Annotated in this window: 8 protein-coding genes; 6 read left to right on the top strand and 2 right to left on the bottom strand. The window is 75.1% G+C overall.

What is annotated here, in order from left to right:
- The first annotated feature begins 162 nt into the window (after positions 1-162).
- A complete protein-coding gene (locus DQ239_RS14905) occupies positions 163-1,050 on the top strand; it encodes an alpha/beta hydrolase (RefSeq protein ID WP_113835200.1) in 888 nt (295 codons plus the stop codon).
- A gap of 378 nt (positions 1,051-1,428) precedes the next feature.
- Here DQ239_RS14905 and DQ239_RS14895 read toward each other — a convergent pair whose 3' ends face one another.
- The gene (locus DQ239_RS14895) at positions 1,429-3,720 is read right to left on the bottom strand and encodes a pyruvate dehydrogenase (RefSeq protein ID WP_199583035.1); all 2,292 of its coding nucleotides are present in this window, start codon (positions 3,718-3,720) and stop codon (positions 1,429-1,431) included.
- A gap of 121 nt (positions 3,721-3,841) precedes the next feature.
- Between DQ239_RS14895 and DQ239_RS14890 the strand changes: the two genes are divergently transcribed.
- From DQ239_RS14890 to DQ239_RS14875, 4 genes are all read left to right on the top strand, one after another.
- The gene (locus DQ239_RS14890) at positions 3,842-5,335 is read left to right on the top strand and encodes an aldehyde dehydrogenase (RefSeq protein ID WP_113835198.1); all 1,494 of its coding nucleotides are present in this window, start codon (positions 3,842-3,844) and stop codon (positions 5,333-5,335) included.
- A 105-nt stretch (positions 5,336-5,440) separates the two neighbouring features.
- Entirely contained in the window at positions 5,441-6,061 is a 621-nt protein-coding gene (locus DQ239_RS14885) for an antibiotic biosynthesis monooxygenase (RefSeq protein ID WP_113835197.1), read from the top strand.
- Positions 6,062-6,162: 101 nt separating this feature from the next.
- Entirely contained in the window at positions 6,163-10,641 is a 4,479-nt protein-coding gene (locus DQ239_RS14880) for a cation-translocating P-type ATPase (protein WP_113835196.1), read from the top strand.
- 145 nt (positions 10,642-10,786) lie between these two features.
- Positions 10,787-12,544, top strand: coding sequence for a bifunctional diguanylate cyclase/phosphodiesterase (locus DQ239_RS14875; protein ID WP_113835195.1), 1,758 nt, complete (start codon positions 10,787-10,789; stop codon positions 12,542-12,544).
- 53 nt (positions 12,545-12,597) lie between these two features.
- Here DQ239_RS14875 and DQ239_RS14870 read toward each other — a convergent pair whose 3' ends face one another.
- Positions 12,598-13,152, bottom strand: coding sequence for a GIY-YIG nuclease family protein (locus tag DQ239_RS14870; RefSeq protein WP_113835194.1), 555 nt, complete (start codon positions 13,150-13,152; stop codon positions 12,598-12,600).
- Between the two features lie 116 nt (positions 13,153-13,268).
- Between DQ239_RS14870 and DQ239_RS14865 the strand changes: the two genes are divergently transcribed.
- A complete protein-coding gene (locus tag DQ239_RS14865) occupies positions 13,269-13,850 on the top strand; it encodes a hypothetical protein (protein WP_113835193.1) in 582 nt (193 codons plus the stop codon).
- Positions 13,851-13,950: the final 100 nt, after the last annotated feature.

The following is a 13,950-nucleotide window of genomic DNA, read 5'->3' as shown; positions in this document are numbered from 1 at the left end:
GGACGGGCGAGTCCGGATCGTCACCGGCGACCGGCCCGCACGGGGATGCCCGCGGGCGCGCGGTAGGCGATTGACCGGCGCTCTGCCCGCCGCCACGATGGCCGGACCGAGCAGGCCGCCGAGTGCGCCGCCGCCCCGCAGTCGACGACGACGAGGGAGACCATGACCACCACGGACACCGTGCAGATCCCCCACCTCGGTGGCTCGACCATCGGCTACCGGTTGGGGGCGGCCTACGACCCGTCGCTCCCCACGCTGGTGATGGTCAACTCCTTCACCACGTCCGTCGAGCTGTACCGGCCCCAGTTCGCCGACCACAAGCTCACCGCCACCGCCAACCTGCTAGCCGTCGAGCCCTACGGCCACGGCCGGACCCGCGCCACCTACCGGCAGTTCACCTACTGGGACTCCGCCATCGCGGGGCTGCAGGTGCTCGACGCGCTCGGCATCCCCGAAGCGTTCGTCCTCGGCACCTCCCAGGGCGGCTGGATCGCCGCGCGCATGGCCATGCTCGCGCCCGACGCCGTCAAGGGCATCGTCCCGCTGGGCACCTCGATGGACTTCGAGAGCGAACGCAGCCGCGAGCTGGGCTGCTGGAACGGCGTCGAGTTCTGCACGCCGGCCATCGACGCACTCGCCACGCCCGTCGGCGACGACTGGGTCATCCCGATCGAGCTCGTCGACGCGGTCCTGCCGGAGGGCTTCGGCGGGGACGTGCCGGCCGACGAGCGCGCGTTCTGGCACGAGACGCACCAGCAGAACTACACCGGCGACGACGGACGCGAGCGGCTGCGCATCGCCAGCATCAACCTGCGCGACCGCGACGGCCTGCACGCCCGCCTGGACGGCGTGCGGTGCCCGGTCCTGTGGATGCACGGCACGGCGGACCGCGTCTACTCGGTGCCGAACGCCGCGGCCGAGATCGAGCTGTTCGTCAACAGCCCGCACGCCGAGCTCCAGGTGATCGACGGCGGTCAGCACTTCCTGAGCGCCACCCACCCCGACGACGTCAACGCCGCCGCGGTCGAGTTCATCGACCGCTGGACATAGCGCTGACTACCCGGTCAGCTCCCCCACCGCGAGGCCGGGCCAGCCGGCGCCCGGCCGGAAGCCCCCGCGGAGCGCCGGCGCCGGAGCTGCCACCGACGGCGGGGGGACGACGACCCGCAGGGCGGGCGCCGGGCGGGGAATGAGCGTGTCCCGGCACCACCGTTCGCAGTCGGCCAGCAGATGCCCGGTCGAGAGCGCGCGGGGCGCCCCGGACGACGACGTGCCGAACAAGCTCCAGGCTCCCTGCAGGTGGATGACGGACCCGATGACGTCCCGCCCCGCGGCAGGCAGAGCGGCATGGACACCAGCCCTGCGACGTCGTTCCCACGGTAGGCGAGAACGCCCCTCGGGCCCCGCACCCGGACCCTCGGCGTGCCTTCAGTCGACCAGGTCGAGGGCGGCGCCGACCACGGTGTCGCAGTCCAGGCCGTGCAGCCGGTGGACGCTGGCGAGGTCGCCGCTCTGCCCGAACTGGGTCACACCCAGGTGGGTCGCCTCCACGCCCCGGATGCCGGCGAGGAACGCCAGCGTGTGCGGATGCCCGTCGAGCACGGTGACCATCGGCGCCGCACGCCCGGCCGGGAAGGCGTCGTCCAGGACCGCCGTCGGCGCGTCGCCCAACCCGCGCCGGGCCTGCACGGCCCGGAAGAGCAGCCCGGGGCTGGTGACGACGACGACGTCGGCCGGCAGCCCGAGCGCGCCGAGCCGGTCGGCCGCCTCGAGCACCTCGGGCACGACCGCCCCCATCCCCACGAGCGTCACCACCGCGCCGTCCGGACGCCGGAGCGGGTACGCCCCCGCGACGACCTCCCGTCGACGCGCCGCACGCGCCGCGCCGTCGGAAGGGATCGCGGCGAGCGCGTGGTCGACCGGCCGGGTCGACAGCCGCAGGTAGGCCGAGGACCCGTCCGGCCGGCCGAGCCGCGACATCGCGGCGAGCAGGCACCACTCAGTGTCGAGGGCGAAGGCCGGCTCGTAGGCGACGCACCCCGGCTGCTCCAGGCCGATCGACGGGGTGGTGATCGACTGGTGCGCACCGCCCTCGGCGGCGAGCGTGACCCCGGACGGCGTCCCCACCAGGATCGACTGGCCGCCGGCGTAGATGCCGAACGACCATGGCTCCAGCGCCCGCTCGACGAAGGGGTCGTAGAGGACGCCGATCGGCAGCAGCGGCTGCCCCCAGCGGCTCCAGGTGACGCCCAGCTCGCTGATCGCCCCCACCAGGTTGGTCTCGGCGATGCCCAGCTCGATGTGCTGCCCGGTCGGCTTCTCGCGCCAGTGCAGGATCGTCTCGGCGTCGTCGGCGAACCAGTCGCGCCGGTCCTCGTGCGACCAGACGCCCACCTTGTTCACCCACCCGCCGAGGTTGGTCGACGAGCTGACGTCCGGGCTCACGGTCACCACCCGCCGGCCCACCTCGGGGGCGGCGCGGTTGAGGTCGAGCAGCGTGCGGCCCAGCGCCGCCTGCGTGGTCGCGGTGCCGTGCGGCGTGCGGCCGAGGTCGGCCGGGACGTCGGGGGCCGGCTCGGCGACGGAGTCGGCGCGCCGGAGGCGCAAGGCGGCCGCCCGCAGCAGCTCGGCGGGCTCGGTGCCGGGGTCGAACGTCCGCCACGGGTCCGCCGGGTCGACCCCCAGGTCATCGGCCAGCTGCTCCAGCTGGGCCTGCGTGAGCAGCGCCGAGTGGTTCTGCGGATGCCCCTCGATCGCCAGGCCGTAGCCCTTGAGCGTGTAGGCAATGACGAGTGTCGGCCGGGTGTCGTCGATCCGCGCGTACGCCTCCCGCAGCGCGGCCAGGTCGTGCCCGCCGAGGTTGCGGACGGCGCCCAGCAGCGTGGAGTCGTCGACGTCCCCGATGAGCCTGCTGATCTCGGCCGCGCCGGGACCGTCGCCGGGCAGGGTCGCCCGGATCTCACCAGGGGTGCGGCGCAGCAGCCGCTGGTACTCCGGGTTGGCCATCGCGTCGATCCGGTCGCGCAGCGCGGCCCCGCCCGGGCGAGCGAAGAGCTCCTCGAGCAGCCGGCCGTACTTGACGGTGAGCACCTGCCAGCCGGCCGCGGTGAACATGCCCTGCAGCCGGTCCGACCCCATGGTGGGGACGACGCGGTCCAGCGACTGCCGGTTGAAGTCGACGACCCACACGACCTCGCCCAGCTCGGCGACCATCGGGTCGAGCACGGCCTCCCACACGGCCCCCTCGTCCAGCTCGGCGTCCCCCACCAGCGACCACTGCCGGCCGGTGCCACCCGCGCCGAGCTGGGTGTTGACGTACCGGCGGGCGATCGCGCCCCAGATGGGCGCGGTGGCGCCGATGCCGACGGAGCCGGTGGAGTAGTCGGCCGGCACCGGGTCCTTGAGCCGCGACGGGTAGCTCTGCAGGCCGCCGAACTCGCGCAGCGTGGTCAGGTAGCGCGTGTCGAGGGAGCCGAGCAGGTACTCGAGCGCGTGCAGCACCGGCGAGGCGTGCGGCTTCACCGACACCCGGTCGTCCGCGCGCAGCTGCTCCAGCCACAGCGACGTCATGATCGTGACCATCGAGGCGCTCGACGCCTGGTGGCCGCCCACCTTCATGCCGCCCGGGTTGGGGCGGACGCGGTTGGCGTGGTCGACGATCGCCGTCGCCAGCCACAGCACGCGCTGCTCGATCGCCCGGAGAACGTCGTCGTGCTCCACCGCTCGCGCCCCCTGCCCGTTCCGACCGCCCCACCCTCGCAGATCGGGCGTCCCGGACGGGGTCCCGAGGGCGCCCGGAGGTCGTAGTCTGGCGCCCCCCACAGCGGCGAAGGAGACCCGGATGACCGCCACGGTCGCACCGGTCCGGCTGGAGGAGTTCCCGCTCTTCGTCGACGGACGGCGGGTCGACGCGAAGTCGGGCCGGACGTTCGAGTCGCAGAACCCGTATTTGGGCCGGCCCTGGGCGCGGATCGCCGACGGCGGCCCGGAGGACGTCGACGTCGCGGTCGCCGCCGCCCGCAGCGCACTGGACGGCGAGTGGGGCGCGATGACCGGTTTCCAGCGCGCCGCGGTCCTGCGCGCCTGCGCCGAGGCCCTGACCGCCCACGCCGAGCGGCTCGCCCTGCTCGAGGTGCAGGACTCGGGAAAGCTGCTGCGCGAGATGCGCGGCCAGATGGCGGCGCTGCCGCAGTGGTTCTTCTACTTCTCCGGGCTGGCCGACAAGCTCGAGGGCCGCACGATCCCGCCGGTCAACCCGAACTACTTCGGCTACACCCGCCGCGAGCCGGTCGGGGTGGTCGCGGCCATCACGCCGTGGAACTCGCCGCTGCTGCTGCTCACCTGGAAACTCGCGCCGGCGCTGGCCGCGGGCTGCACCGTCGTCGTCAAGCCGTCGGAGCACTCCCCCGCCTCGACCGTCGCCTTCGCCGAGGTGCTGGCCGACGCCGGCCTCCCGGCGGGCGTGCTCAACGTCGTCACCGCCTGGGACCGGGCGACCGGCGCGGCGCTGGCCGGGCACCCGGGCGTGGACAAGGTCGCGTTCACCGGGTCGACGGCGACCGGCGTGCGGGTGGCGCAGGCGGCCGCGGCCAACGTCAACGGGGTGACCCTGGAGCTGGGCGGGAAGAGCCCGCAGATCGTGTTCCCGGACACCGACCTCGACGCCGCGGCGAACGGACTGGTGGCCGGGGTGTTCGCGGCCACCGGGCAGACCTGCATGGCCGGCTCGCGGCTCATCGTGCACGCCGACGTGCACGACGCCCTCGTCGCGAAGGTGGCCGAGCGCGCGCGGACGATCCGGCTCGGCGACCCGACCGCGGCGGACACCGAGATGGGCCCGGTCGCCAACCGGCCGCAGTACGACAAGGTGCTCGGCTACCTGCGCAGCGCGCGGGAGGAGGGCGGCAGCTTCGCCTGCGGCGGCGGTCCGGACGACGCGCTGGGCGGGCTGTTCGTCCGACCGACCGTGGTGACCGGCGTGGGTCCGGCGAGCACCGTCGTCCGCGAGGAGGTGTTCGGGCCGGTGCTCGCCGCGCTGCCGTTCACCACCGAGGACGAGGCCCTGCAACTGGCCAACGACACCCCCTACGGGCTGGCCGGCTCGGTGTGGACCACGGACGTGCACCGCGCGCACCGGGTGGCCGCGCGCCTGCGGGCGGGCACCGTGTGGATCAACGCCTACCGGGTGGTCGCACCCAACATGCCGTTCGGCGGGTTCGGGCGCAGCGGGGTCGGCCGGGAGAACGGGCTGCAGGCGGTCGACGAGTACACCGAGACCAAGTCGGTGTGGGTCGAGCTGACCGGCGCCACCCGCGACCCGTTCCAGCTGGGCTGAGCCGGTCGCGCACAGGGGTCTGTCGGCGGGCCGCCGACGCGAGCAGCATGGCGGGCGCGGCGACGCCGCCGGGGCACCGCCGCGCCATTCCGAGAGGAGGGCGGCATGTACGCCCGATCCACCACCGTCCAGGCCGACCCGCAGCGCATCGACGACGGCATCGCCCACGTCCGCGACGAGGTCATGCCGACCGTGCAGAGCATGCCCGGGTGCATGGGCCTGTCCATGCTCTGCGACCGCGACTCCGGCCGCTGCATCGTCACCACCAGCTGGGACTCCGCCGAGACGATGGGCGCCAGCAGGGACGCCGTCCGTGCCATGCGCCAGCAGGCCGCCGACGCGCTGGGCGGCAGCTTCGACGTCCAGGAATGGGAGATCGCGCTCCTGCACCGCGCGCACCAGGCACCCGAGGGCGCGTGCTGCCGCGTCACCTGGACCCGCGGTGACCCCGCCCGCCTGGACGAGATGGTCGAGACCTTCCGCACGGGGATCGTGCCGCGGCTGGACGACATCGCCGGCTTCTGCAGCGTCAGCCTGATGGTCGACCGGCAGACCGGCATGGGGGTCCTGACCGCCACCTACGACAGCCGCGGGTCCCTCGACGGCTCCGCCGAGGCGGTCCGGGGCATGCGCGAGCAGTTCAGCCGGCAGACCGGCATGGACGTCACCGAGGTGGCCGAGATGGAGCTGGCCATCCATCACCTGCGCGTTCCCGAGATGGCCTGACCGACGGCGGCCGGCGCGCACCGGGTGCGCGCCGGGAGCCGCTGCCGATGACCGGCCGACGACGTACCGTTCAAGGTGACCGTCGTTCCACCGGGGGTGCCATGGCCCTGCTCCGCCGCATCGCGTCGGCCGGCAACGCCGCCCGCGAGGCGGCCGGTCTGGTGGGCGCCACCGCGGCACTGGCCGCCGTCCCGATGGCGGCCGGCGTGAGCCTGCTCGGGGGGACGGCGTCGCTCACCCGCAGCGTCGCCCGCGCCGGGATCGACGGCTCCCGGTACCTGGCACACGGCGCGGCGGTGCACACCACGCGAGCGGTCGGCACGCTGGTCACCGGCGCCGACCCGATCCCCGGCGGGCACCTGCACGAGCTGGTCCACACGGCCAAGGGCATGGTTCAGCCGCCGAGCGCCCGCTCGACCCGGCGGGTCTACCGCGACAAGGACCACCTGCAGATCGAGCTCGCCGCCGACGACGGGACACCGGGCGCCACGGCCGCGATCCGCCGCCACCTCGAACGGCTCGAGGGCGTCCACTGGGCCACGGTCAACGACGCCCTCGGCCGGGTGCTGGTCGCCGTCGACTCGAGGCAGGTCGGTGTCGACGACGTCGTCGGCGTGGTCACCGAGATCGAGCAGGCGCGCGGCGGCACCGGCGTGTTCCCGCAGCGGCCCGACCACCCCGCCGACCTCGAGCCGCTCCTGGCCGCGGTCGCGGCCGCCGCCGTCGACACCGCCGCCGTCGGGGTGGCCGTCCTCGGCAGGGCGTTGCCGATCCCCCCGCTCACCCGGCACGCCACCCTGCTCATGGCGCTGATCGACACCCAGCACTGGCTCAAGCAGGCGGTGTCGGACCGCATCGGCCCGGTCGGCACCGAGCTCCTCTTCGAGGGCACCGGCGCGCTGCTGCAGTCCCTGACCCAGAGCCCCACCGTGCCGGCGCTCAACGCCGTCGCCGCCATCGAGCAGGCCGTCGAGATCCGGGCCCGCCGCCAGGTGTGGCGCCGCCGCGAGCGCGAGCTCTGCCTGCCCGAGCCCGACGCCGGCACCGCCGAGCCCGAGCAGCCGCCCGGTCCGCGCCCCGGCCCGCTGCCGCGCGGTCCGGTCGAGACCTACCGCGCCCGCCTGGAGCCCACCGAGCTCGCCGGGGCGCTGGGCGTGCTCGCCCTCACCCGCCGCCCTGGGCGCTCCGCGGACCTGCTCAAGGCGCTCACCCCGAAGGCCGCCGTTCTGGGCCGGGAGTCCTTCGCCGCCGCGCTCGGCCTGCTGCTCGCCCGCCGCGGCATCCTCCCCCTCGACGGCTCGGCCTACCGCAGGCTCGACCGCGTCGACACCGTGCTCGTCGACGGCGCGGCGCTGTGCACCGGTCCGCCCGTGGTCGTGGAGGCCACGGCGTCGGCGGACGGCTGGGACGACGCCGCCGTCTGGACCGCCGCCGCGCACCTCCTCGGCAGCGCCGGCGAGGACGGCGTCCGGCTCGGTCCCCCGCGCACGACGGCGCACGTCCCCGGCGGCGAGGTCCGCTCCCTGCTCCAGGGCCGCCGCCGCGTCGGCACCGTCACCGTCGCACCCGAGCTCGACCCGTACGCCGAGGCGCTGCTCACCGCGGCCGGCGACGCCGGGCTGCGGCTGGTCCTCTCGGCGCACGTGGGCGCCGGCGAGATCGCCGGGCTGGCTGACGACGTCGCCCCCGCCGACGAGCCGCTCGTCGCGACGGTCCGGCGGCTGCAGGAGGACGGGCACGGCGTCCTGGTCGTCTCCGCCGTCGACGGCCCGGCGCTGCTCGCCGCCGACGTCGCGGTGGCGCCGGTCCTCGACGGCCGGGCGCCGGCCTGGGGTGCCGACCTGGTCACCTCCTCCGGTCTCGCCGACGCGTGCCGGGTCGTCGCCGCGGCACGGCAGGCCCGCGCGTTCAGCCGCCGCGCGGCGGGCGCCGCCCTGACCGGGAACGTCCTGGGCGGGCTGCTCGCCACGGTGGGCAGCGCGCGCTTCGGCCAGCGCAAGGCGACGACGCCGGGCAAGTGGGCGACCGCCACCACGATGGCCACCGGTGCCTGGATCGGCGCCCGCATCGCCCGCCGCCCCGTGCCGGCGCCCACCGTGCACACCCCGTGGCACGCGCTGGAGCCCGACGACGTCCTGCGCCGGCTGGCCGACCTGCCCGCAGGAGGTGAGCGGCGCACCGGCCGCGCGGCCGCCGCCGTCGCCACCGTCCGCGCCCACCCCGTCGTCTCCGGGCCGGCGCGGTTCGCCCGCACGGTCACCGCCGAGCTCGCCGACCCGCTCACTCCGGTCCTCGCCACGGGGGCGGCGGCGACCGCCGTGCTGGGCGACGCCACCGACGCGATCCTGGTCGGCAGCGTCACCGTCATCAACGCGCTCGTCAGCGGCCTGCAGCGGCTGCGCGCCGAGACGGTGCTGGAGGGCCTGCTGCTCGAGCAGGACAGCCCCGTGCGCCGCGAGACCGACGGCTTCTCCGAGGAGGTGCCCGCGTCGGCCGTCCGGATCGGGGACGTCGTCCTGGTCGAGGCCGGCGACGTCGTCACCGCGGACGCCCGGCTGCTCGAGGTCGACGACCTGGAGGTCGACGAGTCCGGCCTGACCGGCGAGTCGCTGTCGGTAGCCAAGTCGCTGCCCCCGACGCCGGGCGCCGAGGTCGCCGACCGCAGCTGCATGCTCTTCGACGGCACCACGGTCGTCGCCGGGCGCGGGCGGGCCGTCGTCGTCGCCGTCGGGCAGGCGACCCAGGCCGGCCGGGCCGCGCGGGCCGCCGGGGGCGCCGCTCCCCCGGCCGGTGTACAGGCCCGGCTGGCCGAGCTCACCCGCTCCGTCCTGCCGCTCACCCTCGCCGGCGGCGGGGCGGTCACCCTGCTCGGCGTGCTGTGGGGCCGGCCGCTGCGCGAGTTGGTGGCCTCGGGGGTGGCCATCGCCGTCGCCGCCGTCCCCGAGGGGCTGCCGCTGGTTGCGACGGTCGCCCAGCAGGCCGCGGCCCGCCGGTTGTCGCGGCGCGGCGCGGTGGTGCGCAGCGCGCGGGTGCTCGAGGCCCTCGGCCGGGTCGACACCGTCTGCTTCGACAAGACCGGCACCCTCACCGAGAACCGGCTGCGGGTGACCCGGCTGCTGCCCGAGGACGGGTCGGAGGACGAGCTGCTCCGACTGGCAGCCGCCGGCATGGGCAACGGGGACGACGGCGCGCACGAGACCGACCGCGCCGTCCTGGAGGCGGCCGGCGACGCGTGGGACGGCGCCCCCGACGCGAGCCTGGCCTTCGCGGCCGGCCGCGGGTTCTCCGTCGCCGTCCGGGACGGTCGCCTGGTCGTCAAGGGGGCGCCCGAGGTCGTGCTCCGCCGCTGCACCGACGCCCCGGACGTGCGCGACCGGGTCAAGGAGCTGGCCGGCACCGGGCTGCGGGTGCTCGCCGTCGCCGACCGCGCAGTCGACGGCGTCCCGACCGACTGCGACGCGGCGGCCGACGGGCTGACCTTCCGCGGGCTGGTCGGGATGGCCGACACGCTGCGGGAGTCGTCGGTGCGGGCGGTCGAGCAGCTGCGCGCCGCCGGTGTCCGGGTCGTCGTCGCCACCGGCGACCACCCCGAGACCGCCGCCGCCATCGCCGCCGAGGCCGGCATCCCGGACGCCGACCGAGTGGTCACCGGCAGCCAGCTGGCCCGCGCGTCGGACACCGAGCGGGCGCGGATGGTCGCCGGCACCGCCGTGTTCGCCCGGCTCTCCCCCGAGCAGAAGGTGACCCTGGTGGCGGCGCTGCGGCGGGCCGGCGCGACGCTGGCGATGACCGGCGACGGCGTGAACGACGCCGCGGCGATCCGGCTGGCCGACGTCGGGGTCGGCGTCGAGGGCGCGGAGTCCCCGGCCGCGCGCACCGCTGCTGACCTGGTGCTCACCGACCTCGACCTCACCCGCCTGGTCGACGCGATCGCCGAGGGCCGGGCGATGTGGGGCCGGGTCCGCGACGCGGTGTCCATCCTGGTCGGCGGCAACGCGGGCGAGGTGGCGTTCACCGTGCTCGGCACCGCCGTCGGCGGCCGCTCCCCGCTGGGCACCCGGCAGCTGCTGCTGGTCAACCTGCTCACGGACATGTTCCCCGCGCTGGCCGTCGCCGTGGCCGCGCCCCGGCAGGTCACCGATACCGACGACGACGGTCCGCTCACCGGGCACCCGCTCGCCGCGGTGCTGCGTGCCGGCCCGCACCGCGGCTTCACCGACGCGGTGCGGCGCATGGTCGTCGTCCGCGGGGCGGCGACCACCGCCGGCGCCACCGGAGCGTGGGCGATCGGCAAGGCGACACCGGTGTTCCCCGGACGGGCCGGGACCATGGGGCTGGCCGCGCTGATCGCCACCCAGCTGGCGCAGACGGCGTGGATGGGCCGGCGCAGCCCGCTGGTGCTCGCCACGGTCGCCGGCTCCCTGGCCGTGCTCGTCGCCATCGTGCAGACGCCCGGTCTGAGCCGGTTCTTCGGGTGCACGCCGCTGGACCCGTTGTCGTGGTCGGTGGTGCTCGGCTCCGCGCTCACCGGGGCCGCCGGAGCGGAGCTGGTCCCCCGGCTGGCGGCGTCCCACAGCTGAGTTCTGTGGCGCCCAACGCTTCCGCGTGCGGAGCTCTCGCGGCGGGCAGACCCTGGATGCCTGCGGTCAAGCACAGGCCGCGCCGCACCACCCCTCTGAGGGAGGCGTCATCAACGACTCCGTCGACCCGACCGATCACCTGGGGATGAAGTGGTCGGCAGTTCCCGAGGTCGCCACCCCGCGCGTGATGACCCAGGCGCTGGGGACCCTGTACCTGTTCGGCGGGTGCGCCACCCTGCTCGCCCTCCTGGGCGCGGACGCACCGTGGGCCGAGCGGGCGCTGGTCAGCAGCCTGGCGGTGTCCGCACTCGCCGCCGGTGGCGTCGTCCTCCGGTTCGGCAGCCGCTGGCCGCGGCCGGCCTTCCACATCGCGGTCCTGCAGGCCACGGTCGTCGTCGTCGCCGGGGTCGTCCTCTGTCCCGACGTGCCGACGGCGCTCGCGATCGGGGCGCTCACCAGCTTCCTCGCCATGGCCGCCTGCTTCTTCTTCAGCCTGCCGCTCGCCATCGGCCACACGGCGCTCGCGCTCAGCGGGCTCACCGCCGGCCTGCTGGTGCGCGGCGACGTCGCCGTGCCCATCGCCCTGTCGCTCGACGCGATGGTGCTGGGCCTGAGCGTGGTCACCCGCGGGCTCGTGCTGCGCGCCTCCAGCGCCAACCGGGATCCGCTCACCGGGCTGGTCAACCGGCGTGGCTTCGACCAGGCGCTGCACGAGCTGATGCGGGGCGTGGCCCGCACCGGCGAGCCGATGTCGGCGGCGCTGCTGGACCTCGACCACTTCAAGGAGATCAACGACCGGCAGGGTCACGACGCCGGCGACCGGGTCCTCCGCCAGGTCGCCGAGCTGTGGGGCCGGGCGCTGCCGCCGACGGCGACGCTGGCCCGGCACGGCGGCGACGAGTTCGCCCTGCTGCTCCCCGGGCTGCGCGGTCCCGCCGCGCTGACCCTCGTCGAGCAGCTGCGGGCCCGGCACCCCGAGATCGGCACGTCGTGCGGCGTGGCCGAGCACCAGCCCGGGGAGAGCGCCGCCCAGCTCATGCGCCACGCCGACCTCGCGCTCTACACCGCCAAGGCGGCCGGCCGCGGCCGGTGCGCGCTCAGCGCCGGCCCCAACTCCGCCGACCTCGTCTCCGACCTCCGGGCCGCGCTCGACGCCGGCGAGGTGGCGGTGCACTTCCAGCCGATCCTCGACATGCGCACCGACGCGATCGTCGGCGTTGAGGCGCTGGCCCGCTGGACCCACCCCGAGCGCGGCGAGGTGTCGCCCGAGGTGTTCGTCGCCGCCGCCGAGCGGCACGGGCTCATGCCGCGCCTCGGCGAGCACGTGTTCCGGTCGGCGTGCGCCCAGCTGGCCGAGCTGCACGCCACCACCGGACGCCGCCTGCGGCTGGGGGTCAACGTCTCCGGGTCCGAGCTGTCCGACCCCGGCTACCTCGCGCGGGTGCGCGCGGTGCTCGCCGAGACGGGCTGGCCGGCCAGCGAGACGGTGATCGAGGTGACCGAGAGCCTGGTGGAGGCCGAGTCCTCGACCGCGGTCGCCGCCCTGGACAAGCTGCGGGCATTGGGCTGTGGCATCGCCATCGACGACTTCGGCACCGGCTACTCCTCGCTCAGCCGCCTCGACACCCTGCCCGTCGTGATCCTCAAGCTGGACTCGTCGTTCATCGCGACGATCAACACCTCGCCGAGGCGCGCGACGCTGCTGCGCAGCATCGTCGGCATGGCCCACGTCCTGGGTCTGGACGTCGTCGCGGAAGGCGTGGAGACGGCGGAGCAGGACGCCCAGCTGCGCGCCATCGGCTGCAGCTTCGGCCAGGGCTGGCTCTACGGCAGGCCCGCGCCGCTGGCCGACGTCGCCACGCTGTTCGACCCGGCGGTGGGCACTCCGGCCCTGCTCGCCTGACCGCTCACCGAGGTAGGTGGCCTCCCACGGCCACGGCTACGCGTCCGCCCGCCCTAGCCGCGCTGCTCAGTCGGTGCATGTCGTGCCGCCTCCCGCCACCTGCGCCGGGCCTCGCGCACGTGCGGGTACAGCGGATGAGCGGAGTTGGCCGACTGGTTGAGCGGCGGTGCCAGCTCCGTGATGACCCGCGCCTCCACCGTCCAGGGTTGCTCGTGCACCGCCCAGCTCAGCGCCAGGTGCTGCTCCATCCATGCGGTGAGTCGCTGCTCGTCCTCGGGCACCAGCAGAGGGCGGTCGGTGAAGCGGCTGCGCCAGCCCTCCTGCTCGACCAGCAGCGAGGCGAGCGTCCGCCGCAGGGTCGACTGCCCGGTCGTCCCGCGGATGTGGTTGCCCACGACCCGGCTGTGCAAGGTGGCCCGTGACGACGGCGCACTCCGGGCCAGTCCGACGTAGAGCAGTTCGCGCTCGCCGACGGGGTGAGCCGGGCCGGTGATTCCCGAGAGCGCGCCCGGTCGTGCCCACCACGCGTAGAGCCCCGGCTGCGCCGGCACCGCCCCCCGCGCCTGCTGGACGCCGACGACGTCGCCGCGCAGATCACCGAGCGCCATGTCTCCTCCCGAAAGCCGGCCCTCGCGCGCGCTGCCTCGGCCACGCGCTCATCCCTGGGAGTGGCGTGCGTCGGGCGACACTCGATGAACGTCGCTGTGATGCCGATGGACCGAGCATGTTCGCGATCATTGCAAGTGGCGTGCTCGCCCTCGCCGGGACGACTCTCGGCTCTGTGTTGACCTACCGGCACCAAAGCAAGCTGGCGCGCCAGGATCGTGAGGCCAAGGCGGCGGCGGAGGAGCGCCAGTGGGAGCGCGAGCGAGACGCGGAAGGCCAGGCACGGTTCGACCGTGAAAGCGATGCGTGGATGGAGACCCGGCGCGCCGCAGCAGAGACGTTCCTCCGGCTCGTCGCAGCTCATGCGGAGGCGTGCCGCACCTACTGGGTTCTGCTGGCGGACAAGGCGGACGCGGAGCTCGAGGCCACCCGCTCCACCTATCTCGCGACCTGGCGAGACGTCTTCGCTGAAGTCACGACTTTCCAGTTGCGCGCTACTGCCGCGTTGAGCGAGCAGGGCCGCGAACTGTTCGATGCGCTGATCGAGTACAGCGACGCAGTCGAGAGGGTGACGACCAAGACCTCGCAGAAGGCGGAAGCGGCCCAGCAACGGTTCTATACCGCCCGCGACCAGTTCGTCACGAGCGCCCGGTCGGAACTGCTGCCCGCGACCGCGGCGATCGGGGTCCCGAGCCGCTGAGCGTCGAGACCGCGCGACCGGTGACCTTGGTCCGTGGACCACGTTCGGCCAGCTGAGAACGATGACGCCTGCGGCGACGCCGCAGGGGCGCCGCGCCTGT

The organism is Blastococcus sp. TF02-09 (assembly GCF_003319105.1).
GTDB lineage: Bacteria > Actinomycetota > Actinomycetes > Mycobacteriales > Geodermatophilaceae > Blastococcus.
Note: the sequence above shows the minus strand (reverse complement) of the source record. Positions and strands in the feature narration are given on the sequence as shown.